The 26,163-nt window shown below is 37.2% G+C and carries 15 protein-coding genes; 9 read left to right on the top strand and 6 right to left on the bottom strand.

All coding sequences use genetic code 11. The features are described 5' to 3' along the window. Position 1 precedes the first annotated feature (1 nt). Positions 2 to 688, bottom strand: a complete 687-nt coding sequence (locus tag ESZ48_RS12240) for a cell division ATP-binding protein FtsE (RefSeq protein ID WP_129017783.1) — start codon at positions 686 to 688, stop codon at positions 2 to 4. 401 nt (positions 689 to 1,089) lie between these two features. Here ESZ48_RS12240 and ESZ48_RS12235 point away from each other — a divergent pair, with 401 nt between their 5' ends. The 4 genes from ESZ48_RS12235 (at position 1,090) to ESZ48_RS12220 (ending at position 8,981) form a co-directional block, all read left to right on the top strand. Continuing rightward, the gene (locus tag ESZ48_RS12235) at positions 1,090 to 4,110 is read left to right on the top strand and encodes a tetratricopeptide repeat protein (RefSeq protein ID WP_129017782.1); all 3,021 of its coding nucleotides are present in this window, start codon (positions 1,090 to 1,092) and stop codon (positions 4,108 to 4,110) included. A 102-nt stretch (positions 4,111 to 4,212) separates the two neighbouring features. Then, positions 4,213 to 5,949: a porin family protein gene (locus ESZ48_RS12230; protein ID WP_129017781.1), complete on the top strand. Its 1,737-nt coding sequence runs from the start codon at positions 4,213 to 4,215 to the stop codon at positions 5,947 to 5,949. Positions 5,950 to 6,331: 382 nt separating this feature from the next. After that, complete coding sequence (locus ESZ48_RS12225) at positions 6,332 to 7,285, top strand: Fic family protein (protein ID WP_129017780.1); 954 nt, start codon at positions 6,332 to 6,334, stop codon at positions 7,283 to 7,285. Between the two features lie 79 nt (positions 7,286 to 7,364). Next, the gene (locus ESZ48_RS12220) at positions 7,365 to 8,981 is read left to right on the top strand and encodes an amidohydrolase (RefSeq protein ID WP_129017779.1); all 1,617 of its coding nucleotides are present in this window, start codon (positions 7,365 to 7,367) and stop codon (positions 8,979 to 8,981) included. Positions 8,982 to 8,985: 4 nt separating this feature from the next. Here the strand turns inward: ESZ48_RS12220 and ESZ48_RS12215 are convergent, their stop codons facing one another. Both ESZ48_RS12215 and ESZ48_RS12210 read right to left on the bottom strand, forming a co-directional pair. Then, entirely contained in the window at positions 8,986 to 9,360 is a 375-nt protein-coding gene (locus tag ESZ48_RS12215) for a GxxExxY protein (protein ID WP_317127991.1), read from the bottom strand. Positions 9,361 to 9,485: 125 nt separating this feature from the next. Beyond that, a complete protein-coding gene (locus tag ESZ48_RS12210) occupies positions 9,486 to 10,181 on the bottom strand; it encodes a class I SAM-dependent methyltransferase (RefSeq protein WP_129017778.1) in 696 nt (231 codons plus the stop codon). 348 nt (positions 10,182 to 10,529) lie between these two features. Between ESZ48_RS12210 and ESZ48_RS12205 the strand changes: the two genes are divergently transcribed. Then, the gene (locus tag ESZ48_RS12205) at positions 10,530 to 11,435 is read left to right on the top strand and encodes a hypothetical protein (protein WP_129017777.1); all 906 of its coding nucleotides are present in this window, start codon (positions 10,530 to 10,532) and stop codon (positions 11,433 to 11,435) included. A gap of 70 nt (positions 11,436 to 11,505) precedes the next feature. Here the strand turns inward: ESZ48_RS12205 and ESZ48_RS12200 are convergent, their stop codons facing one another. Further along, positions 11,506 to 12,753, bottom strand: coding sequence for an exo-beta-N-acetylmuramidase NamZ family protein (locus ESZ48_RS12200; RefSeq protein WP_223266439.1), 1,248 nt, complete (start codon positions 12,751 to 12,753; stop codon positions 11,506 to 11,508). Positions 12,754 to 12,774: 21 nt separating this feature from the next. Here ESZ48_RS12200 and ESZ48_RS12195 point away from each other — a divergent pair, with 21 nt between their 5' ends. Both ESZ48_RS12195 and ESZ48_RS12190 read left to right on the top strand, forming a co-directional pair. Beyond that, the gene (locus tag ESZ48_RS12195) at positions 12,775 to 14,010 is read left to right on the top strand and encodes an ABC transporter permease (RefSeq protein ID WP_129017775.1); all 1,236 of its coding nucleotides are present in this window, start codon (positions 12,775 to 12,777) and stop codon (positions 14,008 to 14,010) included. Positions 14,011 to 14,287: 277 nt separating this feature from the next. Continuing rightward, a complete protein-coding gene (locus tag ESZ48_RS12190) occupies positions 14,288 to 15,268 on the top strand; it encodes a PLP-dependent cysteine synthase family protein (RefSeq protein WP_129017774.1) in 981 nt (326 codons plus the stop codon). An 801-nt stretch (positions 15,269 to 16,069) separates the two neighbouring features. Here the strand turns inward: ESZ48_RS12190 and ESZ48_RS12185 are convergent. Further along, positions 16,070 to 22,117 (bottom strand): alpha-2-macroglobulin family protein, encoded by a 6,048-nt coding sequence (locus ESZ48_RS12185; RefSeq protein ID WP_129017922.1) that lies wholly within the window; start codon positions 22,115 to 22,117, stop codon positions 16,070 to 16,072. A gap of 254 nt (positions 22,118 to 22,371) precedes the next feature. Here ESZ48_RS12185 and ESZ48_RS12180 point away from each other — a divergent pair, with 254 nt between their 5' ends. Then, on the top strand, positions 22,372 to 23,325 hold the full coding sequence (locus ESZ48_RS12180; protein ID WP_129017773.1) for a tetratricopeptide repeat protein: 954 nt from the start codon (positions 22,372 to 22,374) through the stop codon (positions 23,323 to 23,325). 151 nt (positions 23,326 to 23,476) lie between these two features. Then, positions 23,477 to 24,832 carry a UDP-N-acetylmuramate--L-alanine ligase gene (locus tag ESZ48_RS12175; protein WP_129017772.1) on the top strand — a complete coding sequence of 452 codons (1,356 nt, stop codon included), beginning with the start codon at positions 23,477 to 23,479 and terminating at the stop codon, positions 24,830 to 24,832. 253 nt (positions 24,833 to 25,085) lie between these two features. On the opposite strand, the gene ESZ48_RS12170 is transcribed toward ESZ48_RS12175, so the two are convergent. Then, positions 25,086 to 25,514 carry an FKBP-type peptidyl-prolyl cis-trans isomerase gene (locus ESZ48_RS12170; protein ID WP_129017771.1) on the bottom strand — a complete coding sequence of 143 codons (429 nt, stop codon included), beginning with the start codon at positions 25,512 to 25,514 and terminating at the stop codon, positions 25,086 to 25,088. Positions 25,515 to 26,163 lie beyond the last annotated feature (649 nt).

Genomic DNA, 26,163 nt, shown 5'->3' with positions numbered 1-26,163 from the left:
TTTAGTTGCCTTTGCGTTGCACCACTTCAAAAACCTTATTTTCGTCACATTTTAAGGTTTTGTTTGGGTAACGCAGCAAGAGCGCATAATCGTGGGTTGCCATTAAAATGGTATTGCCATTTTTGTTGATTTCACGCAACACTTCCATAACTTCAATACTGGTCTGCGGATCTAAATTTCCCGTAGGCTCATCGGCCAAAATAAGTTCAGGATCATTCAATAATGCTCTTGCAATGGCAATACGCTGTTGCTCACCACCGGAAAGTTCATGTGGGAACTTAAAACCCTTAGTTTTCATGCCCACTTTATCGAGAACTTTTTCAACACGTTCCTTGATTTCATTTTTGTCCTTCCAACCCGTTGCTTTCAATACAAATTCCAAATTGCCGTTAACAGTTCTGTCCGGCAACAATTTAAAATCCTGGAAAACAATACCTAATTTCCGTCTTAAAAATGGAATGTCCTTTTCTTTTAGCGTTCGTAAATCAAAATCCACGACATGACCTTCTCCATTAGTCAGTTCCAGATCGCCATAAAGCGTTTTCATAAAACTACTTTTTCCGCTTCCAGTCTTTCCAATGAGATAGACGAAATCGCCTTTTTTCATTTCAACATTAACTTCAGACAACACCATACTGTCACCTTGATATATGGAGACATCCTTTAATTCTAAAACAGTTTCAGACATTTTTTACGTGAGTTTTTAAGAGTTGTAAATGTATCGTTAAAATAATCAAATATCAAATATTTTGGAAATGAGATGGTAGTCTGTAGAGGGTAGAGGGTAGTCGGCAGTTAGCAGTCTTCAGTTGGCAGTAGTTAATTTGCTAGTATTTAAATGTTTTAAGTTTTTGTAGCAGGTTTTCGCTGAGAATTGGGGTTGTATTGAGGATGTGGTAAAGGCGTATCTAAGGTAAATTGTAAATAAACGATTGTTTTTATCTTAAAATTTGTGTATTGATTGGCAGCTTGCGGACTGAAGACTGCGGACTGAAGACTTTTCATAACTCCGTGTATAATTAAAAAAAAATTCCTTCGTTATAGCTTTAAGTTTCAAGTATCTTTGATCGTCAAAAAAAAACAAATTTAATGCTTAATAAAAAACTCTCACTTTTGGTAGGTTTCCTATTACTTATAGGACATACTTACGCTCAACAATCGGCAACTTATACCAATGACTTGGTCGATTATCAAAAAGCACTTACTTTATATAACAACAAACAATATCAAGCAGCACAAAGTATGTTTGATAAGGTGAAAGATGCGACCGACAATGAACAGTTGATAGCAGATTGCACTTATTATTACGCTAATTGTGCAGTGCGGCTCAATCAGATTAACGCCGATGCGCTCATTGAGGATTTTGTTGAAAAACATCCTACAAGCACCAAGCGGAATTCTGCGTTTATGGATGTAGCCGATTATTACTTTGATAACGGTAAATATGCTTATGCCAGAAAATGGTATGAGAAAGTGGATGAAGGTAGTATTGGTGTTTCAGAACGCGATCGGTTTTCGTTCAATTACGGATATAGCCTTTACTCAACAAAAGATCAAGTTGAAGCGCAAAAATACTTTAATCGTGTTGTGAATTCGAAGGAGTATGGTTCTCAAGCCAAGTATTACATTGGATTTATGGCTTATGAAGGTGACGATTATGATCGGGCGAATGAATATTTTGAACAAGTAAGTGATAATGAAAAGTATCAAGAAAAACTCTCTTATTATCAAGCGGATTTAAATTTCAAGCTTGGAAAGTTTGAAGAAGCCATAAAACTTGCTGAAGCGCAAATGAAAAAGAGCAATCCGAGTGAAAAATCGGAATTGTCCAAAATCATTGGCGAAAGTTATTTCAACCTTCAAAAATATAAGGAAGCCATTCCGTATTTGACCGCATATAACGGTAAAAGAGGAAAATGGAGCAATACCGATTATTACCAATTGGGTTATGCCTATTACAAGCAAAATGATTTTGAAAAAGCCATTTCTGAATTCAATAAAATCATTGGTGGGAATGATAGTGTGGCACAAAATGCATACTACCATTTAGGTGAAAGTTATGTGAATCTCAATAAAAAACAAGAAGCATTGAATGCTTTTAGAAATGCGTCTCAAATGGATTATGATCTTAAAATTCAGGAAGATGCTTGGTTGAATTACGCAAAGCTGAGTTATGAAATAGGAAATCCATACCAATCGGTGCCACAGGTTTTAACCAGTTATTTGGAGAAATATTCACAAACGGCAAGTAAAGCTGAAATTGAAACCTTATTGATCGACTCTTATATCACCTCAAAAAACTATAAGGAAGCTTTGAGATTGTTGGAAGGTAAAAACAGCTTTGAAAATAAAGTGGCTTATCAAAAGGTCGCTTTTTACAGAGGCATTGAAGTGTATAACGAAGGCGATTATAGAGAAGCTAAAAACTTGTTCGAAAAATCTATAAAGGAACCACGTGACGCAAAATTTACGGCGAGAGCCACATTTTGGAAAGCAGAATCGGATTATAACATCGGAAATTATGATGAGGCATTGATCGGTTTCAGACAGTTTAAACAACAAAATGAAGCTGCTACAACACCTGAAATGACCAACATCGATTATAATTTGGGCTATACTTATTTCAAACAGAAAAATTATTCAAAATCGACCGAACATTTCAAAACATTTGTGACCCAGCGTAAGGATGATAAATTACGATTGAACGATGCCTATTTGAGATTGGCAGATGGCTATTTTGTGTCGTCTGATTACAAAGATGCCATTGATGCTTATGATAAAGCTATCGCCTTAAAACAAATTGAACCTGATTATGCCGATTTTCAAAAAGCAATGAGCTATGGTTATATCGGACAGGACAATACCAAGATTCAGGAACTGAACAATTTTATAAATAGATATAGCAAATCATCTTTAAGAGATGATGCGATGTACGAATTGGCAAATTCTTATGTAAAAGCCAATCAGAATGATAAAGCGATTGCTATGTATGACCGATTGAATTCGGAGTATAAGAATTCTGTATTCATTTCGAGATCAATTTTGAGACAAGGGCTTATTTATTATAATGCGGGTCAAAACGAACAAGCTTTGAACAAGTTTAAAAACGTTGCCAGAAATTATCCAAGTAGTGAGGAAGCCGTTCAAGCAGTATCCACATCCCGATTAATCTATATTGATACAGGAAGAGTTGACGAATATGCAGCTTGGGTGAAAACTTTGGATTATGTACAGGTGACTGATGCTGATCTTGACAATACGACCTATTTGGCAGCAGAAAAGCAGTATTTAGAAAACAAGACTGATAATGCCATCAAACAATTTAATGGGTATTTAAATCAGTTTCCAAATGGGATGCATGCTTTAAAATCGCACTTTTATTTGGCAGAATTATATACTAAAAAATCCTTGCCAGAAACTGCACAACCCCATTATGAGTTTGTAGTGAATAAACCTAAAAGTGAATATTCAGAGCAAGCCATCGTGAAACTATCAGAGATTTATTTGAACGGTTCACAGTGGAACAAAGCCATCCCGCTTTTAAAACAATTAGAAGTAGAAGCCAATTATCCGCAGAACATCATTTACGCACAATCTAACTTGATGAATGCCTATTACCAACAAGAAAAGTACAAAGACGCAGAAAGCTATGCTGAAAAGGTGCTGTCGGGTTCTAAATTGGACAATAAGGTTAAAAGTGACGCACAGATCATAATTGCGCGTTCTGCCATAAAAACCGGGAATGAATCTAAAGCAAAATCAGCTTACGCCACGGTTGAAAAAATAGCCACAGGCGCTTTGGCTGCGGAAGCTTTGTATTACAACGCCTACTTTAAAAACAAGGAGGGAGATTACGAAGCGTCTAATGCAACGGCTCAAAAATTGGCTAAGGATTTCGGGAGTTATAAATATTTTAGTGCAAAAGGCTTGGTGGTCATGGCTAAGAATTTTTATGCCCTTAAAGATGCGTTCCAAGCCACTTATATTTTGGAAAGTGTGATTTCAAACTTTCCTGAATTTAAAGACGTCGTACAAGAAGCACAGGCGCAACTCAGTACCATTAAAGCACAAGAAGCAAAAACAAATTCATCAATCACAACAGATAACTAAATTCCTGTCAAGACACCGTTTTCTGAAATATTTCACGATTATGAATGTCACTAACGGTTGGAATTTGGAATTTTATTTTTGGAAATTAACACGTAATAAACAATGCTAAAACAAATCAAATATATTTCCCTCATCGCAGTTTTATTAAGTACTGCATCTTTTGCACAAGAACGCACAAAAGACACTTTAGATTCTGAAGTGGTCAATGTCGTCAAACCTTATACACCAACGGTCGCGGATGCCTTCAAAATCAAGGAAACTCCAATTTTGGATGATGACGTCAACACCACAAAAAAAGAGATTAAATACAATATTTTTTCAATTCCTGTGGCGTCAACCTTCACACCTGCAAAAGGAAAGGCGGCAACGGTCAACAAACCTAAGGCTGTTAAATTATATGATAATTACGCGTCCTTGGGCGTTGGAACCTACACCACGATTTTAGGAGAAGTTTATTTAAATCAGGAATTAGGTAGAGGAGAGAATGTAGGCGGCTATTTCACGCACCATTCCTCAAGCGGTGGTATTGATGGCTTACTATTGGACGATGATTTTATTGACACCAAGCTGAATGTGAATTACAGCCAAAGACTTAGAGATTTATCGTGGACAGTGGAGGGTGGTGCTTTATATCAAAAATACAATTGGTACGGCTTGCCACAGCCTTATTTTGATGCTACAACTGCTGATGCTTTAGATGTAAGTCACACATTTTATGGTGGAAATGTTGGTGCTAAAGTGAAACTTCATGATTATCTAATTAAAGATGCCAGTGTTCGCTATAGAAGATTTGGAGATAACCAAGGCTCTGGCGAAAATCGTTTTGTGTTACGAGGTTCTGCGGATGTTCCTATTCAAGATGAATTGATTTCTACCGAAGTGACCATCGATTATATCAACGGTTCTTTTGATAGAAATTTTTATACAGACAATGAATTAAACTATGGCAATGTCAGTTTTGGCATTGCACCAAGTTATCAAATGACCCGAGATGATTTAACACTTAATTTAGGTGTGAATCTGGTATATAAGAACAATACGGGCGATTTTGGAGCTAGCAAATTGCATATTTATCCAAATATTACGGCATCGTTTAGAGTGGTGGACGAGTTGATGATTGCTTTTGGCGGTCTTGAAGGCGGACTCAAGCAAAACTCTTATTATGATTTTGCCCAAGAAAATCCATTTGTATCACCGACCCTTTATATCAGTCCCACCGATCAAAAATATAATTTGTCAGTAGGCTTAAAAGGGAAATTGTCCAATAGCATCAGCTATAGTGTCAGTAGTCGTTATATCAATGAAAATGATAAAGCATTGTACACATCAAACCCTGTATATATTGGAGCTACTGAGGATTATCAATATGGAAATTCCTTCGGAATGGTCTATGACGATGTCAAAACGTTTTCCTTTGGTGGCGAATTAAATGTCGATGTCAACCGAAATTTTAAACTAGGTGCCAAAGCCGAATATTTCTCTTATAGCTCCAGTAGACAAGCAGAGGCTTGGAACCTTCCAGACCTGAAAGCTTCGTTATTTTTGGAGTACCAAATTGACGAAAACTGGTTTGCAGGAGCAGGGCTGTTCTATGTAGGCGAACGTAAGGATCAGTTTTTGGAGGAAAATATTAATGAATTTGTGTTACCCATACAACAGACCATGACCTTGGATAGTTATTTTGATGCTAACGCCCATGTTGGTTATCGTTTTGATGACCAATTATCATTTTATGTTAAAGCAAATAATATTGCAGATAAGAAATATCAACGCTGGATAAATACGCCAGTTCAAGGTATTCAGTTTTTGGCTGGAGCCACTTATCAATTTGATTTCTAAAAACTCCCTGCGAAAGCAAATTCCTGCGAAGGCAGGAATCTTTTGATGAGAAGTGAAAGTTAGTTGATTCGACTACCGTAAGACATTTAAAGCACCCTAATTTTGGGTGCTTTTCACATTTATAACATTTTCTTGTAGAACGCGGATAAAACAGATGGAACAGATTTTCACTGATCCGTCTTGCCTTGTTTGCTTTGTTAATATAAATCATCGATTTTATCTACCTGAAGTAATGGATAAGTCTGTGTTCTATAAAAAAATTGTTATTGACATTTTGAAAATAAAATTTCTCCGTTCAAAGAGGTTCTTGCTACTTCCAATCATCTTAATATCGGATAGCCTATAATTAGAGTATATCCGATAAAAATAGTATCTTTGTGAAGTGAAACATTTAGATTTAACATATCGCGAAGAAATGACGCCTATTTTTGAGCGTCTTGAAACGAAGTTGGAGCAATTAAAAAAGCACCGGCCTTTGCCTTCAATGGCCTTAAATAAAATCAGGGAAGCTTTGACGGTTGAGTGGACCTATAATTCAAATAGTATAGAAGGTAATACTTTAAGTTTAAGAGAAACCCAAATGGTTTTGCAAGATGGCATTACTATAAAAGGGAAATCATTAAGAGAACATTTCGAAGCAAAAAACCATGAACGGGCCATAAATCTTCTTTATAAAATGGTAGAACGTCGTGAAACACTTTCTATTCATGAAATTCTTTCTTTACATGGGCTTCTTTTAAATTCCATAGAAGAGGAATTCGCTGGAAGACTTCGTAATGGTGGTGTGCGCATTTCGGGAGCAAATTTTGTGCCGCCAAATGCCGTAAAAGTATCTGGTTTGATGGATGATCTAGTAACATTTATCAAGGAGAATCCTTTAAATTTGAATGTTGTTGAGCTTGCTGCCGTGTTTCATCATCGGTTTGTTTGGATACATCCATTTTTTGATGGAAACGGCAGGACCGTAAGGTTGGCGATGAATTTGTTGTTGATAACCCATGGTTTTCCGCCAGCTATTATTCTGACAAATGATCGGATTAAATATTATACAGCGCTTAATGATGCCAACAAAGGGCATTATGGAAAGTTGATGCTTCTTATGTCGCAAGCCATAGAGCGTACCTTAAATATTTACCTTAATGCGTTGCCAGGAAACACCTTAGAATACTCAGAGATCTCCAATTTGGTAGAAGAAGAAAATCTTCCCTATGGGCAGGAATATATCAGTCTTTTGGCACGTACAGGAAAGATAGATGCTTATAAGGAAGGCAGAAATTGGCTAACTACAAAGGAGGCTATAGAAGATTACGTGAAAAACAGAAAACGTAAGAGATAAGTTTTGAAAAGCATTTCAATTGGAATGCTTTTCTTATTTTTACAAGACAATCAATATCCAACTGAAACCAATCATTAAGATGAAAAAACTATTAGTTCTCCTGTTTGTAGCCCTTATTTTTTCTTGTGAAAGCGAAAAAACTGAGGTTGATTCGATTTTTATCAATGCCAATATTCATACGGTAAATGACAATTCTGATAAAGCCGAGGCCTTCGCTATTAAAGATGGAAAATTTCTCGAAGTTGGAAGTTCTAAAGCTATTCAGGACAAATATGCTTCCAACAATATCATCGATGTTAATGGAAAAACCATTGTCCCTGGATTTATTGATGCGCATTGCCATTTCTTGGGATTGGGATTAAACCAACAATCGGTTGACTTGGTGGGGACTAAAAGTTTTGAGGAAATCATTCAGCGCATCAGCGAATTTCAGAATGAAAAAAACCTCGACTTCATAACAGGTCGTGGTTGGGATCAAAATAACTGGGAAGTCAAGGAGTTTCCTAATAAAGCATTATTGGATGCACTGTATCCTGATACGCCAATCGTTTTGACGCGTATTGACGGGCATGCCATTTTAGCCAATCAAGCGGCTTTGGATTTGGGCAAAGTAACAGTTGATAGTAAAGTGAGTGGTGGAGAAGTCGTTATTGAAAACGGAGAATTGACAGGAGTTTTAGTAGATAATGCAGAGAATTTAGTGATGGCGCATTGGCCAAAATCTTCTAAGAAAGAACTGATCAATGCATTTTTGGACGCTCAGAAAATCTGTTTTGATTACGGATTGACCACAGTTGATGATGCGGGTTTATCTCGACAAGCCATTGAACTTATTGATAGTTTACAACAATCAGGCGATTTAAAAATCCGAGTCTATGCCATGGTGTCGGGATCAAAAGAAAACGTCGATTATTATTTGAACAAAGGGGTGAGTAAAAACGATAGGCTTAACGTTAGTAGTTTTAAGTTTTATGCCGATGGTGCCTTGGGTTCAAGAGGAGCTATGTTAAGAGCACCATATAGTGATAAGCCAAACCATTTTGGATTGATGGTAACGGATTTAGAAACCTTTAATAATGCCGCAAAACGAATTGCAAACTCTGAATTTCAGATGAATACTCATGCTATCGGCGACTCTGCCAATCATGCGGTATTGCAAACCTACAATAAAGTACTAAAAGATCAATCGGATAGACGCTGGCGTGTGGAGCATGCGCAGATTGTGTCACCTGGAGATTTTGAGCTTTATAAAAACGTGATGCCATCGATTCAGCCAACACATGCCACTTCCGATATGTATTGGGCAGAAGACCGTTTAGGATCAGAACGTATTAAAGGAGCTTACGCTAACAAACAGTTATTGGACGCTTACGGAAAAGTCGCTTTGGGAACTGACTTCCCAGTGGAACAAGTGAGTCCGTTTTTGACGTTTTATGCCGCTACAGCCCGTCAGGACTTGGAAGCATATCCAAAGGATGGCTTTCAAATGGAAAACGCATTGAGCCGAGAGGAAACTTTAAAAGGTATGACCATTTGGGCGGCTTATTCCAATTTTGAGGAGAATGAAAAAGGAAGCATCGAAAAAGGTAAACTCGCCGATTTCATCATCCTTGATAAAGATATTATGACCGTTGAGGTTCATGAAATCCCGAATATTAAAGTGGAAGGAACTTTTGTGGGTGGGGAGAAACAGTAACTTCTTACAGCACGATTCTTTTTATACCGTTTTTTAAGGTTGTTACATGGAAGTTTAGTAATAAACCTAATTTGTAATTTCCAAGCTTAAGGTAAGTAAGAACTTGAGCGAGATGTACATCTGTAAAGTTTTCGACGGTTTTAATTTCTATAACGACTTTGTTTTCTACCAGTAAATCAATTCTATAACCATGATCTAATTTTATGTCTTTGTACACAATTGGTAATGCCAGTTCTTTTTTGGTGCTAAGTCCTAATACTGAAAGTTCATGAAATAAACATTCTTTATATGCAGATTCTAATAGTCCAGGACCGAGTTGTTTGTGAACTTCAATTGCACAACCAATTATCTTGTTCGACAGATTATTTTCGATAATCATAATTTAATGGATTGAAAGTTGTAACACTAAGTTACACAAAGAAAGCACAAAGTTTCACAAAGATTTTCTTCGTGTTTTTTGTGCCTTCTTTGTGTCTTTTGTGTAACAATACGCAACTTTAATCTTTAATAAACTCGCGCCAAATAATCATAATGCTCACCCTCCATTATCAGTTCGCATTGTAATCCCACCGATTTGCAAGCCGTTACTAAAGTTTCAAAATCGATATAAAGCCAAGTGGTAAGTGGTTCTGATTCGCCTTTATAACTCACCAAATAATCGAGTTCGCCGTAGTAATTCGCATTCAAATCCTTCCAATATCCACCGTCCTCATCCTCATACATATATATGATATCTGTAGAATCGAGTAATATCTGACCCCCAGGATTTAATAGTGACTTGAGATGATTCAAATAGTGGGGTACTTTTGACAGTTCCTGAAAAATGCCACTTCCATTCATCAATAATAGAATGGTATCAAATTTCTCGGTTTCATCTAAAAGCGCAATGACTTCGGCATTTTTGATTCCACGTCTTTTTGAAACCTCTATGGCACCTTTTGAGACATCAATAGCCTTCACGTCAAAACCTTGTTCTTGAAGATACAAGGCATGACTTCCCGCACCGCAACCAACATCCAGGACCCTGCCCTTAACATGTTCCATGGCTTTCTTTTCTAATGGTGGCATTTCATCATAATCTCTGAAAAGGAAGGGCAAAGGCAGTTCATCCTCATCAGATATGTTTGTAGAGGTGAAAACATCTTCCGTATAATTCCCGTTATAATAATCCAATAATGCTTTTCCGAATATATCTCTCATTGAAAGTTTTATTTCATTTCCGTAAAGTTGGAAATCTTAAGTTCTAAATGTGTTATTTTTACACTATGTAAGAGGTCGTCCAGAATCTCACAGAGTGGGGCAAAGATAAGCATAAGGTAAATAGAACCTTCTGTGGCATGATAAAAAAGTAACTGCCAATAAAGTCGGATTCTGCCTTGTGTGTTTTTGTGAATTCATAGTAATTGCTGATTTTATTACGTCAGATAAGAGGTTTGTCAAATACCAATCTAAGAAATGAACGAATAATTAAGCTTGCACTAAGGATGTCGTTATCTGTTTAGAAGTATTAATTTTGTTGAAGAAAAAAACATAAATAAAAATAAAGTTATGATCATGAAAAGAGGTGTTCTGTTTTTAATGTTGACCTTGTCAATGTCCAATTATTGTTTGTCTCAAGAATGGTTGACCTCTCTGGATGCTGCCAAACGCATTGCTTTAGTTCAGGATAAATTTCTATTTATGATGTGGGAGGATGCCACTTCAATACCGTATCCCGTAATCATGACGGATACAAATGGCACTCAAGTGTTATTTGACGATTTATTTAAAAATGAAGAGATCAATGAAATCATTTGGAAATACTTTGTGCCTGTAAAGGTGAATGAAAATCTTTATGGCGAATTATATGATGCCGTAAAAGATAGCAGGAGCAAGAGTTATATGTTTCAATTTGAAGATGACAACATAAAGATTATGGATGCTAATTTAAATATTGTCAACACCTCATTTTCCCCTGAAGCTTATTTTAATTTATCAGAATTCATCACCAATTATGGGTTGAATACTTCTTTTTTGAATTCGGAATTGCGCAATTACGCGGAGCATAAAGATTTCGGGACCTCCTATCGATTGGCTTCAAAATATATGGATTATGCGATTCTGGTTAATAAAAACGTGAGAAAAGACATTGTTAATTTAGCTGTGGTCTATTTAGATGAAGCGAAAAAACATTTGTTAACCAAAGAGTTGGAAGGTAAGAAGGACTTTGAAGATAAAATCAACTTATTAAATTACTCACAATACCTTCTTGACAATAAACCAAGAAAAGTGCTGCGTTTATTAAAGAAATTTGATGCTTCAGAAATTGATGAAACCACTGAATCTCTTCTCGCTTTTGTTTATTATACCGCGTACCAACTTAGAAAAGATGAAAAAAATTCAGAGCTATGGAAAAGTAAAGTTTCTTTAGTGAATTTAAGGAAAGCCGAATTGATCACTCAACTTTATTTATAGCTCATTGTTAATAAAGCATGTATAAGTGGTTTTAAATCCTTCCGTCAAGACACCGAAGCATTATTTCATTTTATCGGTATAAAGTATATTTATTACGAGTTGTTTTGAAATCTTCAAGTCCTTTTGTCCAAGTGGCTTTAATTTCCTTTTCAGAAAGTCCTTTTTCTATTTGCTCCTGAAGTTTTTTGGTACCTGCCAATTTCACGAAAAATGCATTAAAAAACTTCGACTTATCTGCTGTATAAGTATAGGCGTCAATGACGTAATTTAAATTCAATCCTGAGGTCACCTGAACTTGTGTCAAATCCTCTCCATAACACATTTTTCCTTGTTGCGGAGGCGTTTTTGCGCCTTCATTAGGTTGTGGTGTAAAACTGAAATTAAAGTGATTCTTGTCCAAATCTGGACTTCCGAAAACCTGGAACTGCTTATTGGTACCGCGCCCAACACTCACATTGGTGCCTTCAAAAAAGCACAGGCTTGGATACAAGGCAATCGATTGGTCGTTTGGTAAATTTGGCGATGGTTTAATAGGTAAACTATATGGCATGTCGTGAGTGTAATTAGCCATCGGAATAACGGTCAATTCACATTGAATACCATCTTTAAGCCATTTTTCGCCGTTGATCATTTTGGCATATTCACCAATCGTCATCCCATGAGCAATTGGAATAGGATGCATTCCCACAAAACTGGTATACGCTTTTTCTAAAATTGGACCGTCTACATAATGTCCATTTGGGTTTGGTCGGTCTAAAATTAAGAGAGGAATGTTCGCCTCAGCACAAGCCTCCATGACATAATGTAAAGTAGAGATATATGTGTAAAAACGGACGCCCACATCTTGGATGTCAAAGATTAAAATATCCAAACCCTTGAGTTGTTCTGGTTTTGGTTTTTTGTTATCGCCATAAAGGGAAATGATAGGCAATCCTGTTTTTGGATCCAATCCATCTTGAATTTTCTCACCAGCATCAGCGGTGCCTCTAAATCCGTGTTCTGGCGAAAAGACTTTTTTCACGTTTATGTTCAGACTAATTAAAGAATCCACAAGGTGCGTGTAGTTTGTATGATCAGTTTGCTGATTTGTGTTCTTAAAGATGACGCTCGACTGATTTCCAACAACGCCAACCTGTTTGCCCTCCAATAATTTTAGATAGTTTTCCATTTGATTGGCGCCGACCTTTATTGTTTTTAGAGAAACATCTTCTGTCATCGGTCGTCCGTCCTCCGTCTTTTGATTTTTAGATCCGTTTCCACAGGAAATCAATACTAAAACAATCGCCGTTATTATCGGGAATAATGTATTTTTGAACATCTTTAATCGCATTTTAAAATTTTGAATTACGAGTTTTTTATAGCTAAACGTATTATAGGCAGTAAAGCGTATAAAAGTAGTGTATCGGCACCAATAATAAAAATTGGTATTGCAGCAATTGCTATTGGCATTGTGGTAATGCTTATCGCGATTGCTACAGGAATCGGTCTTCAGCAAAAAATAAGAGATAAAGTGGTGGCTTTTAATGGCCATGTCTCCATTACCAATTTTGATAGTAATGTGTCTGATGAATCTGAAATTCCAATCAGCAAAAACCAAGATTTTTATCCTCAGTTTAAAAACATTGATGGCATCAGGCATGTACAGGCTACGGCTACAAAATTTGGGGTCATTCGCACGGCAACTGATTTTGAGGGGGTTGTTCTCAAAGGTGTTGGTTCAGATTATGATTGGCGGTATTTTAAAGAATTTCTGGTTGAAGGAAGATTGCCGGATTATTTGGGTGAGATGAGCAATGAAGTTCTGATTTCTCAATATTTGGCCAACCGATTACAGTTCAAGTTGGGCGAAAACTTTCAAACCGTTTTCAAAAAAGAAAGTATTGATGAGATGCCCTTTTTACGTGCTTTTAATATTGTGGGCATCTACAATTCTGGAATGAGTGAATTAGATGAGAAATTTGTGATTACCGATATTCGCCATGTGCAACGACTCAATAAATGGACTGAAGATCAAGTTGGGAATTTTGAAGTGTTTTTAGACGATTTCAATCAAATAGAAACTAAAGGGATAGAGATCTACGAGAATATCCCTTCCGATATGGATGCAATTACGGTGAAGCAAAAATACATTTCCATATTTGAGTGGATCAACATTTTTGATAACAATACCTATGGCATTATCGGGATCATGATTCTTGTGGCTGGCATTAATATGATCACCGCATTATTGGTCCTTATTTTGGAACGTACCCAAATGATTGGCATTTTGAAAGCTTTAGGAAGCAATAATTGGAGCATTAGAAAAGTGTTTTTATATAATGCGACTTATTTGATCGGATTGGGATTGTTCTGGGGAAATTTAATCGGGTTGGGATTGTTGTTGGCTCAAAAGTACTTTGGATTAATAACTTTGAACCCTAAAGAATATCACGTAACAGAAGTTCCGGTTTATCTCAGTTTAGATTATATTTTACTTCTGAATTTAGGGACATTTATTGTGTGTTTGTTGATGCTTTTAATTCCTTCGGTGATCATAACTAAGATTTCTCCGGTTAAGGCGATGCGATTTGATTAGTTAGAGTATAGTGTGTAAAATGGCTTTTGATGATCTTTCCCGCAGATTTCACAGATTGACGCAGATATCAAAAAAACTCTGTGGAACTCTGTGATTTCTCCGTGCATCTCTGCGTAATAGTTTTCGGTGAACTTTCCCGCAGATTTCACAAATTGACGCAGATCTCAAAAGAACTCTGTGAATCCTCCGTGATTTCTCCGTGCATCTCTGCGTAATAGCACCAACAATTTAATAAATCAAAAATTCCACTTACCTTTGCATTCTTAAAATAAAACGCATGCACTACGCAGAAAATATTCTTGAAACCATTGGAAATACTCCTTTGGTCAAACTCAATAAATTAACTAAAGATTTACCATGCTTGGTCTTGGCTAAATATGAAACCTTCAATCCAGGCAATTCTGTTAAGGACAGAATGGCTGTTAAAATGGTTGAAGATGCTGAAGCTGACGGGCGATTGAAGCCAGGAGGAACCATCATAGAAGGCACATCTGGAAATACCGGAATGGGATTAGCATTGGTCGCGATCGTGAAAGGTTACAAATGTATTTTTGTGATGAGCGATAAACAATCCAAAGAAAAAATGGATATCCTACGTGCCGTTGGTGCTGAGGTTATAGTTTGTCCTACCGATGTGGCACCAGACGATCCAAGAAGTTATTATTCGGTTGCCAGACGTTTGAGTGAAGAAACGCCAAATTCTTGGTACGTGAATCAATACGATAATTTAAGCAATGCAAAAGCCCATTATGAAAGTACTGGTCCTGAAATTTGGAAACAAACGGGTGGCAAGATTACCCATTTTGTGGTAGGAGTAGGGACTGGAGGTACTGTTTCTGGTGTTGGCAAATATCTGAAAGAACAAAATCCGGATATCAAAGTCTGGGGAATTGATACTTATGGCAGTGTTTTCAAAAAATATCATGAGACTGGAATATTTGATGAAAACGAAATCTATCCTTACGTGACTGAAGGAATTGGTGAAGATATTCTTCCTAAAAATGTCGATTTTGATATCATCGATGGATTCGAAAAAGTGACTGATAAGGATGCCGCCGTTTATACCCAATTATTGGCAAAAGAGGAAGGCATGTTTTTGGGCAATTCAGCAGGAGCCGCCATTAAAGGTTTGTTGCAATTGAAAGAGCATTTTACTAAGGATGATGTGGTGGTGGTTTTATTCCACGATCATGGTAGCCGTTATGTGGGTAAAATGTTCAATAATGAATGGATGAGGGAGATGGGGTATATAGACTAAGTTCCGTCTGTTATAAATAAAATTAGGAATAGAATTAAGCCTGCCCGTCCGTAGCTTTTGCGGAGGCGGGAATTAAGACCGCTTCGCTGCTAGAATCAAGAGACAAGACCGTTGTTATAGGTTAGACGCTCAAATGCTTTTTATTATTTATCTACAGTTAAAAACCAAGCACGCCCAAACTTCTCCTCCTTTTTAAGGAGGAGTGGCTTCTGCTTCCTTCGAGAAGCAGAAGACGAGGTGGTTTTCGACTTGGATCAATTCAATGCGTAAAGGTATTCTTCTTTATTCCTAAATTGGTGCTTTTTGAATTAATAAACCCTTCCGTCTTCATCCCGTATCCGCGGGATGAATCCACCTTCCCTTTTGAAGGGAAGGAATTTATTGGTCTGCGTGCGATTGAAATTAGCGCTATAAGCTTAATTTAATCCTATTTCCACCTTCCAACTTTTCGTCACTTCCAGCTTCTGGGTTAATTTTATTATTTATCTACATTTAAAAATTAAGCATGCCACAAACTTCTCCTCCTTTTTAAGGAGGAGTGGCTTCTGCTTCCGCAGAGAAGCAGAAGACGAGGTGGTTTTTACTTGGAGCAATTCAATATTCCTTGCTTTTCTCTTTTATTCCTAAATCATCGCTTTTGAATAAACCCTTCCGTCTTCAATTCCTTTTCTGAAATTGAATCCACCTTCCCTTCATTTCGACAAGCTCAATGGGCGAGGGAAGGAATTTTTTGTTTCAGCTAGGTTTGATGTTATGCCGGCAAAGTCTACTTCTAACTCCATCCTTCCAGCTTCTCGCTTTTTACTTCACCTTCACTCGAACTCCTTCACTATGACTCATGAATTCTGGAGCGTACATGCTTTGAATGGTCGTGATGCCATTGCTCATGTCGCCGCTGTTGTTCACACGTAAATCGTATTCAAAAACGTAAATGCCTTTTGGTAAATAGTCAAAGAAGAAATTAGTGGCGGCATCTTTTGTGCTTTCATAATAGCCCAATCCGTCTTGATATTTATAAGAAGACAACACGTTAACGGGTTCAAAACCTGCCGCACGCATATCTTTCATGTGCAAGAATTCCATAGCTCTGTCGCTGCGCAATTCGATTCGAACTCTTACCAAATCGCCAACTTTTAAATCGGTTTTAGAAGTGATTTCTGTAAGTTGTTCGCCTTTATCGGTGTTTGATTTTAAGAACAGTTTTTTCTTTAATTGCAAAGGTGTTTCGGCAAAAGTTATTTTATCCAAATCTTCAAAATATTGCCAGTACAAACTTCCCCAAGCAATACCATCGCCTTTTTTGGTCAAGGTGACATTTGCCATCTCTGGTTTTATTTCAGAACCATTCCAAGCTGTTTTATAATAACCCGTTCCGACCTCAACTTTTACATTCTCTAATTTTGATGCTTCAATTTTTTCACCACCTACCGCAACTTCTACCATGTCGGTTACGCTCAACCAATCGCTACCTTGCAATAATAATGCATAAACGGCTTCAGTAGTAGCTTTGGTGGTTTTCCAACCGTTGGTCTGTTTGTTTTTTAGTAACCAGATTTTTAAGTTATCGATGGTCTTGACGTCATCTTGAATTTCTGAAAAAGCTTCAATCATTAGCGCTTGGGTTTCAATTGGCGCTTGGTACCAAAACCATGATGCAGTATTATCTTTCCAATACATGCCCAATTCGTCAGAAGTAATACTGTTTTCTTTTAAGGATTTCAATATTTTATCAGCTGTTTTAGAATCTTTGTTACGATGTGAAACCATCGCCATAAGTCCTTTGGCATATAAAGATCTGCTTAACCAATACTTCTGAATTTGTGTTTGGTAGTAAGCAGTTATAGTTTGGATTTCTTTACTTTTTGCGACTTCTGGAAAGAAGCTGCGCATATATAAATAATGCAATTGGGTATAGCTTAAATGGTCTTTGCTCAAATCGACATTTTTATCGTATTTGCGAAGGTCTGTGTATTCTTGAACAAATTCAGCATCTAAATAAATGATGGCTTTTTTGATCATTTCATTAGAAGTTTCTTTGTCTTTAGAGGACTTGACATTAAGGTGGTCTAAATGCCCAAAACCAACAATGATCTGTTGTGTAATAAATCGGTTTGGTCGTCCGCCTTCAAACCATGCCCACGCGCCGTTGCTTATTTGATTGTTCTGAAGTTTGCGTTGTGCCGATTGCAATTCATTGGACATTTTGTTCATGTCGAAGAGTAAAGCAATGCGTTTTTTTTGCTCAGTTTCAGATTGAGCATCGCGTAACCACGGTGTTTCCTCAATGAGAATGCTTTTTAATTCCTCATTCTTTTCAAGATTGCTGATTAAGGCATCTTGAGAAGCCCATTGATCAAACACTTCTTTAATTCTTGGATTGCTGTTAGCAATATGGCTTGCCAAAGCATTCGCGTAAAATCTACTAAAGATCTGTTCATTGCAATCATAAGGATATTCCATTAAATAGGGTAACGCCTGGACGGCATACCACGCTGGATTGGAAGTCATTTCCAAGGTTAATTTATGGTTTTTAAGTGTTTTGGAACTGTTGGCAGCGCCTGTTGAAGCCAATTTATCCAATGTGAACGTTCGTGTTTCATTTGAGCGAATCCACATCGGTAAAGTTTCTGTAACCAACATCCGGTTTGAAAGTACAGGCAGCAGATTTTGTTCACCATCACTGAAAGCGCCCGATTTTGCAATCACTTTATATTGAACGGCATCCACGTCATCAGGAATTGTCAGGCTCCAAGTAACTTGGGTATTGCCGTTGGCATCTACAGCGAATGATTTTCTATTATCTGAATTGTTAAGTTTAGCGTCAATAGGGTTCCCGGTCATGGCATCAAAAAGTTGTAGAACCGCTTCTCCTGATAATGTGTTTTCAGTGAGGTTGGCAATTTTCGTACTGATAGAAATGACATCGCCATGACGTAAAAAACGAGGTGCATTCGGGATGACCATCAATTCTTTTTGGGTGACGGTTTCCAAAGTTGTTGTTGCACTTTCCAAATTTTTGGTATGCGCCAAGAGTTGCACTTTCCATCTGGTCAAGGCTTCAGGTGTTGTGAAGCTGAAGATGACATTGCCTTCGGTATCCGTTTGCAGCTGTGGAAAAAAGAAAGCGGTTTCCTGAAGGTTTTTACGAATGGCAACCGATGTAAAATCTTCTTGAGGTTCAGGCGGCATTGGAGGAATCGGTGGATTGGCTAATTCTTCCTTTGTGTCATAGCCTTCAGTTACTACTTCCTCTAATTCTGCGGCTGAATCTTCAACAGCTATCATATTTGATTTTTCCATTCGAACACCAGGCGCACTTCCTCTCACCGTACGCATCAGATTGTGATTTCCACGACCAAAATAAAATCCGAACCAATTCCATTGATCATAGCTTTGATAAGGATAGCTCATATTACTGGTCGGTAAGTACACATAAAAACTATTGCTTCCAAAACTCTTGATGGCACGTCTTTGGTTGGAACTATAATAATTAGGTTGAAAAAGAGGACTAAATTGCCATTCGTGCGGTTGAAATTGATCCAATGACATATCATACATGCTTGCCAAGAGCTCAGCGCTAACTTTATCGCCTTGTGGACCTTTGATGTTGAAGCTCCAGGTTTCGTCTGTCCCTGGTTCTAATTTATCCCTGAAAGTTTTGGTTTCGATGGTCAGCTCCGATTTTGGATGTGGGACTGCAATAGTCTGGGTTCCAGTTTTAAAACTATTAAAAGCGGCGAAGCTGTAGTGAATGGCAAATCCACCCAAGTCTGCATCGGTTACGGGAATCGCAATTGTTTTTTTGTTGTTTAACGGTATGATATAGGTGTTGATGATTTTATGTCCTTTTTCAACATCTACAGTAACGACCACATTTTCTGCTGCAGAGCCAAAAGTAATGATCACATTTTGACCGGATTTATAAGTCGATTGATCCGTGCTAACGCTAAATAACTGATTATCCGGAAGCTTTATATCATCTGGACTGAACACAAAAGTCCGCGCTTGATCTGTCACTAATTGTCCAAATCGATCTTTACTTTCTAAAATGATGATATAATTGCCAGATTCCCATTGTTTAAGGCTTTCCAATTTAATCTCCTTCGATTTTGAAGTATCAAAATTGGTTTCAAAAACCATCTTGCCTTTTTCCCAAGTTTCTAGATTGTGCTCCTCTTGATAGGCTTCATGCGGGAACAATTTTTTAAATTCTTCGCGGGAGAGGACTTGATAATCCGGCGCCGACCAAGGGCGTGGTCTTAAAACTTCTTTTGGCGATTGAAGTTTGTAAACTTGAATAGTGCCTTGTGCGGCAACAAATTCGCCATTTAAGTTTTTGGTACTTAATGAAAGTTGATGCTCCTTTTTTGATTTATCCAATTGTCCTTCTATACTTATATTGGCCAGAAGCGCATGGTATCCGACATTCAAAATAGTAGTTGCGCTGCGAGTTTCACCATTTAAATCGGTGACATCTGCAGTGATTTCATAATTGAATACGGGCAGATTGCTTTTGTCCACGCTTGCATCCGGAATAGCTTTAAATTTTATCTCAAAATTCCCGTCCTTATCGGTCATGCTTTCGCCATGCGCAATTTCCTGTGGTTCACTGCTAAACCAAGGTCGGTACCAATAATACCAACGTGGATATTGTACTTTTCTGTGCACGCGATAGACTACTTTTGCATCTGAAATGGTACTGCCAGCATAGGCTAAAGCATTTCCTTTGATAGTTACCGAATCATTGACTTTGAAGGTTACAGTGATTGGAAGTAGTTTGGTCTCAAATTTTGGACGTTTGTATTCTTCAACAGAAATGTTGGCATATCCATAACTTCCTGCATTGATGCTAAGGCTAAATTCACCTGTTAATCCGTCACTAGGCAATATGAATTCTCCAGAAACCGAACCATAATCGTTGGTTTTGAGCTTGAGTTCCTTGACCACTTCTCCATTGACATTTCTAAGTGCCACTTGTACCGATTGGTTGGTATATACTGTGGTCTTTTTGTTTTCGGTTTTGGTGGCAATCCCTTTAAAATAGACCACTTGACCTGGTCTATAAATACTTCGGTCTGTGAATAAAAATGGGGTATACGTTGTCAATTCTTGATCATCAGCTTCGTTATAATAACTTCTGCTATAATAATCCTTAAAGTATGCCGTGTCTGAATTAGAAATCACAGTGATATCCATGTTGTAATAACGGTTTTGGGAATTTATCATGCTGAATTCACCGTTCTTATCCGTTTGGAAATTTTGGGTTTTGTACGCGTTATTATAATTTACTTGGTACCTCACCGTCACTTTTGCGCCTTCAATTGGTTGGCCATTGATTCTATTGATCAATTGAAAAAGTTCTTTGTCGGTGTCAGATTTAGTCACCAAAGCCATATTGGTCACTTGAATGGATTTAAAAGCAAAAAACGCCCCGTTGGAGACATTTGGAGTCGCCACAATAAGATACTGTCCATTACTCAATTTAGGAAGGACGACTTCAGTAGTATGCACTTGAAAGTCCTTTTCATCCCTGAGTTGGCTATCCCATTCCTCCGCGACTTTTAACTTTTTGATAAAAGCAAGTTGTTCTTCTTGACGGTGTGTTTTATTTAAAGTCTCCATCTGTGCGGGCGTCAGCGGATAAACCCTAAATTTTAAGTGGGATAAATTCGAGTAACGTACCAAAATCAAGCTGTGCTCTTGAATTGGAATACTGTTTTCTGCAGTCAGCTCTAAGGTGGGTTTTGAGATGTTATTTTTTAAAACCGCGCATTTTTCGGCACCGTTACTTTTTGGGAAATCCTGTGTTACCGCATCGCAGATCGTCATAGCTTCTTTAAGTTTCCAACGGACGTCAGCGTTGGTTTTAGTGTCAAAATTTTGACCTTGTTGATAGTATAGTGAGGCGATTTCAAAATTGTAGAGTGCAGAAACTTCATGGTTTTTATAAGTTGCTAACGCTTGTTGGAGACTTTTTAAATAAATAGCGTCCTTATCGACAAACGTTGCATTGTCTTTAACGAAATGCAGACGCTGGATATCCACATTCGCTAATGCGTAAGGCACTTTGTCTTTAAAGTGGAAAGTGATTAAATCTTGGTAAATCTTTAGAGCTTTTAACTGTAAAGACGTAGAATCTTGGTGTCTGATGTTCAGTCCAGCAAAGGTTTTGGCATCCAAAAGGAACTCTGGATTATCAATCTGGAATTTATAGGCAGGTTGAGTGATGCTGTTTTCATCGGTTTGATAAAATTCCAAAGCATTGTGGTTCAAAAAATCAAAAAGAGTTGGTCGGTATTGTTTCGAGTTTTTTGATAATTGTAACAATTCATCATAATTAACCAATGGGGTATCTTGAAGAACTAAACTGTTTTTAAGCGAATTTTGAAAATAAACATCAATTTCTTCAAACAAGGTGCGTAAATCCCAAGTTCTGAAATCGTCCGCATCAACTTTGCTTTCCGTATGGGTTCGGTTATAAAACTGATAACGGTTTTGTTGAAAATATTGCCAGTACAAATTGGCGAGCATATTTTCAAGAATGTTCTTGGTGGGAATTTCGCTAGTGGCAATCTGAGATTTAAAATCGTTTATAATTTTAAGTTGCGCGTCTTCTTCTAAAATGAGTGCATATTTACTTTTATACAGTAAACTTTTGATGTGCTGGGAGGTATTCTTATCGGCAACGGCCAATTTGGAAATTTGCTCTGTGACCTCCAAAGCTGATTTGGTCAAACCTTCATTTTCATGTTTTTCAACATCTTTCCATAGTTTTTCGTAATTATTGGATTGCGCCTTTGCGAAATTTGCGAAAAATAAAATCATAAATAGTGTTATAAACTGTTTCATCATATGAATAGATTTTAATCCTTGACCTGGATTTATTCGAAAGCTAGTACACTTAGACCTTTTAAAAAAAACGAAATGTGTAAGACCTGCGTTTGATTGAGTGAAGTTAACATATTTTGAAGTTAACTTTATTGCTTTTTATCAATAAGCAAAAACAATACCACAACAATTGACGTTGGGTAAATATCGAATATCCAATATCGAATAAAGAATAGTGCGTGAGAATGTCTATTTTTGATTTCATAAACTTCACTATGAAATTTTTTATTTATGTTTTCTTTTTTTCATTAGCGGCATTAGGTCAGACCGATATTCAAAAAACTGAACAGTTTTTGGCTGACAAACAATTTTCAAAAGCGGAAGCGCTCATGACTACTTATGTGAAGAATAACCCTACTAACGTTACAGGTATTGAGCTTTTGGGAGATGCGTATGGCCATCAAAAAAAATGGGATGGCGCCATCGAAAACTATAAGAAATTGGTGGATTTAAGCCCCAAAACCGCGAACTATCATTATAAATATGGTGGCGCTTTGGGCATGAAAGCCTTGTCGGTCAATAAAATGAAAGCCCTAGCCATTATAGGTGATGTCAAGCAGGCATTTATCACAGCGGCAGAGCTTGATCCAAAGCATATTGAAACCCGCTGGGCCTTGGTGGAATTGTATATGCAGTTACCGGGAATTATTGGTGGTAGCATGAGTAAATCACTTAAATATGCCGATGAGTTGCAAAACCTTTCAAAAGTAGATGGCTATTTGGCAAAGGGCTATATCTATGACTACGATAAAGAACCTAAAACTGCTGAAAAGTATTATAAGCTCGCAGTTGTGGAAGGTGGATCTCTATTATGTTTCCAGAAACTCACTAATTTATATGAAGCCCAAAAGCAGCCAGATAAAGCCATTGCCAATATGGAAGCCGCTCAGGTTAAGCATGATAATAACGACTTGAATTACCAAATAGGAAAAGTGGCAGCTGAAAACAACACCCAATTGAGCAAAGGTGAAAAGCACCTTCGCCTATACATTATTAATTTTTCAGTGAAAGATGATCTGCCAAAAGCGTGGGCAAACTACCGATTGGCGCAGATCTACAAACTGCAAAGCAAACAAGCAGAGGCACTAAAACACATCGAACTCGCTCTAGCTGAATTACCCAAGAATGAACTTTTTCAGTCAGAGAAAACGGCTATTCTTAGATTATAATAGCCACAAATACACGAATATTTCTACTAATTTTCTGCGTTTCTCTGTTTATCTCTGCGAAACTTTGTGTAACAATTATCTTCTTTTCAGATTCATTTTCATTCGCATTTCGTATCAAAAAAACTATCTTTGGAGTCTTCAAAATTAAACTATGAACGTACATTTTATAGCTATTGGTGGCAGTGCCATGCACAATCTCGCCATAGCTTTGCACCATAAAGGATATCAGGTAACAGGAAGTGATGATGAGATTTATGAACCTTCGAAAACAAGGTTGGAGCAGAGAGGCTTGCTTCCAAAAAACTTTGGTTGGTTTCCTGAAAAAATAACCACTTCTATGGATTGCGTGGTTTTGGGGATGCATGCCAAAGCAGATAATCCCGAACTGTTACGAGCTCAAGAATTAGGATTGAAAATTTATAGCTATCCAGAGTTTTTGTACGAGCAGTCCAAACACAAAACCCGAGTGGTGATAGGCGGCAGTCATGGAAAAACAATTATTACGTCCATGATCCTTCATGTCATGGATTATCACGATAGAGATGTGGATTATATGGTGGGCGCACAGTTGGAAGGATTTGATGTGATGGTGAAATTAACGGATGACAATGATTTTATTGTATTGGAAGGTGATGAGTATTTGAGCTCGCCGATTGACCGACGGCCAAAATTCCATTTGTACCAACCCAATATTGCGTTATTGAGCGGGATTGCTTGGGATCATATTAATGTTTTTCCAACGTATGAAGGTTATGTAGAGCAGTTTAAAATATTTGTGGATAGTATAGTTAAAGGAGGAAGTATCACTTATAATGAAGAAGATGACGAAGTGAAAAGAATAGTGGAAGCTTCAGAAAACACGATCAGAAAATTACCGTACCATACGCCAGCCTATAAAATTGAAAATGGTGAAACACTTCTGGAAACGTCAGAAGGTCTGTTGCCGATTGCGATTTTTGGAAAGCATAACTTAAATAACCTCGCTGGGGCCAAATGGATTTGTCAACATATGGGTGTTGACGAAGACGATTTTTATGAGGCCATTGCCAGTTTTAAAGGCGCCAGTAAACGTCTGGAGAAAATAGGAGAGGGAAAGAACAGCATTGCATTTAAAGATTTTGCACATTCCCCAAGTAAAGTTAAAGCGACAACCAATGCCGTAAAGGAGCAATTTCCTGATAGAACTCTAGTGGCTTGTTTAGAGTTGCACACCTTCAGTAGCCTGAATGCAAATTTTCTGAAAGAATATAAAGGTACTTTGGATGCTGCCGATGTAGCCGTCGTGTTTTATTCGCCGCATGCGGTGGAGGTTAAAAAACTGAAAGAAGTGACACATGCTCAAATCGCCAATGCTTTTGAACGTGATAATCTCATTATTTACACCAATCCTGACGATTTTAGGAACTTTCTGTTTTCGCAAAAATTTGACAACAAAGTTTTATTGCTGATGAGTTCTGGTACTTATGGCGGATTGGATTTTGAGGAGGTGAAAGACTTGATGGTCTAATGCTTTTTTCTCCAGCAGATTTTCACGGAAGGATTTGGATGTTAGATAAAATGGACTAAAAACTACTTTTGAAATGGTCTTCCACCCATCTGCAAGATAGTTGCTAGGTTGAACATGTGTAACAGATTCCATCTGCCAGCATCCACGTCATCCTCTGGAAACAAAAAAAATACGCTGATCTGAATTTGGATTACTTCAATTAAAAAAGCCATTCACGATTAGTAAATGGCTCTATAATGAAACTATGGTATTTCTATTTAATCTCAACCAATTCTAAGTCAAAAACTAAATCTTGACCGGCTAATGGATGGTTGCCGTCTACAACAATATGATCTTCTTTAACTTCCACAACTCTAAACTGGTGTTCAGTACCATCTGGTGCTTTAGATGCTAATCCCATTCCAACTTCTGGTTGGATGTCCTGTGGCAATTGATCTTTTGTAACTTGATGAAAAAGTTCCTTCTGGATATCGCCGTAAGCCTCTTCTTTTACAATTTCAACTGTTTTTTTCTCGTTCACTTTCATATTGATGAGAGCTTTTTCAAAACCCGGGATCAGTTTACCTTCACCGACAGTGATTTCTAAAGGCTCACGCTCCAAAGAACTGTCAAAAACTTGACCGTTGGTTAACTTTCCTGTGTAATGTACTTTCACTGTATCATTCTCTTTTACTTGACTCATAAATTCTTTTTAATATTAATATATTTTACAAAATTATGATTTATATGCCCAAAGCCAAGATAATGACGTCTTAATCAACTTTAATTAAGAAAAGCTTAACGCAATCCCCTAATTTTAAATTCAATTGGAAAAATATTATTATTATTATTATTATTATTATTATTATTATGGAGAGTCTTGGTAATTGGATTTTGATATTATTTAATAACAAAGCTTTTTCTTCAAACGACTATTGTGTTTAGATATTTATATTCCATGCATACCACTTAACCCAGATATGATCTATTAAATCTATTATGATTGTTATCGTTTGGTTGTCAAGTCAATCAATCATATCGATATATTTGGATCTCTTTTTTTTAGTTTAAAATTTTGCGCATAAATGCGCATTATCAGGATTTTTATATTGTATTGTGATTTATGTTATTTTTGATACATTCTATTAGAAGTAGAAATTTCCCCCTTTTTATTAAAAACACCATTTAATTCTATTCCAAAATAAATCGTTATCGCCTATGAAAGTGTAAGCTCCCCCTAAAACAGAACTGTTTAAAAGTAGAATAATTATCTTAATTTAGACAGTATTATGAGAAAGAGTAAATTTTCACCACAGCAGATCGCAAAGATCCTAAAGGAGTTCGACAACGGA

It is taken from the genome of Gelidibacter gilvus (genome assembly GCF_004115975.1).
In the GTDB taxonomy this organism is placed as follows: Bacteria; Bacteroidota; Bacteroidia; order Flavobacteriales; family Flavobacteriaceae; genus Gelidibacter; species Gelidibacter gilvus.
Note: the sequence above shows the minus strand (reverse complement) of the source record. Positions and strands in the feature narration are given on the sequence as shown.

What these genes read in the sequence shown, in the direction of transcription:
- ESZ48_RS12200 (WP_223266439.1), bottom strand. Translation starts at nt 12,753, where the DNA reads ATGTTCAAAAATACATTATTCCCGATAATAACGGCGATTGTTTTAGTA.
- ESZ48_RS12230 (WP_129017781.1), top strand. Translation starts at nt 4,213, where the DNA reads ATGCTAAAACAAATCAAATATATTTCCCTCATCGCAGTTTTATTAAGT.
- ESZ48_RS12190 (WP_129017774.1), top strand. Translation starts at nt 14,288, where the DNA reads ATGCACTACGCAGAAAATATTCTTGAAACCATTGGAAATACTCCTTTG.
- ESZ48_RS12205 (WP_129017777.1), top strand. Translation starts at nt 10,530, where the DNA reads ATGATCATGAAAAGAGGTGTTCTGTTTTTAATGTTGACCTTGTCAATG.
- ESZ48_RS12235 (WP_129017782.1), top strand. Translation starts at nt 1,090, where the DNA reads ATGCTTAATAAAAAACTCTCACTTTTGGTAGGTTTCCTATTACTTATA.
- ESZ48_RS12185 (WP_129017922.1), bottom strand. Translation starts at nt 22,117, where the DNA reads ATGAAACAGTTTATAACACTATTTATGATTTTATTTTTCGCAAATTTC.
- ESZ48_RS12175 (WP_129017772.1), top strand. Translation starts at nt 23,477, where the DNA reads ATGAACGTACATTTTATAGCTATTGGTGGCAGTGCCATGCACAATCTC.
- ESZ48_RS12240 (WP_129017783.1), bottom strand. Translation starts at nt 688, where the DNA reads ATGTCTGAAACTGTTTTAGAATTAAAGGATGTCTCCATATATCAAGGT.
- ESZ48_RS12220 (WP_129017779.1), top strand. Translation starts at nt 7,365, where the DNA reads ATGAAAAAACTATTAGTTCTCCTGTTTGTAGCCCTTATTTTTTCTTGT.
- ESZ48_RS12170 (WP_129017771.1), bottom strand. Translation starts at nt 25,514, where the DNA reads ATGAGTCAAGTAAAAGAGAATGATACAGTGAAAGTACATTACACAGGA.
- ESZ48_RS12210 (WP_129017778.1), bottom strand. Translation starts at nt 10,181, where the DNA reads ATGAGAGATATATTCGGAAAAGCATTATTGGATTATTATAACGGGAAT.
- ESZ48_RS12180 (WP_129017773.1), top strand. Translation starts at nt 22,372, where the DNA reads ATGAAATTTTTTATTTATGTTTTCTTTTTTTCATTAGCGGCATTAGGT.
- ESZ48_RS12215 (WP_317127991.1), bottom strand. Translation starts at nt 9,360, where the DNA reads ATGATTATCGAAAATAATCTGTCGAACAAGATAATTGGTTGTGCAATT.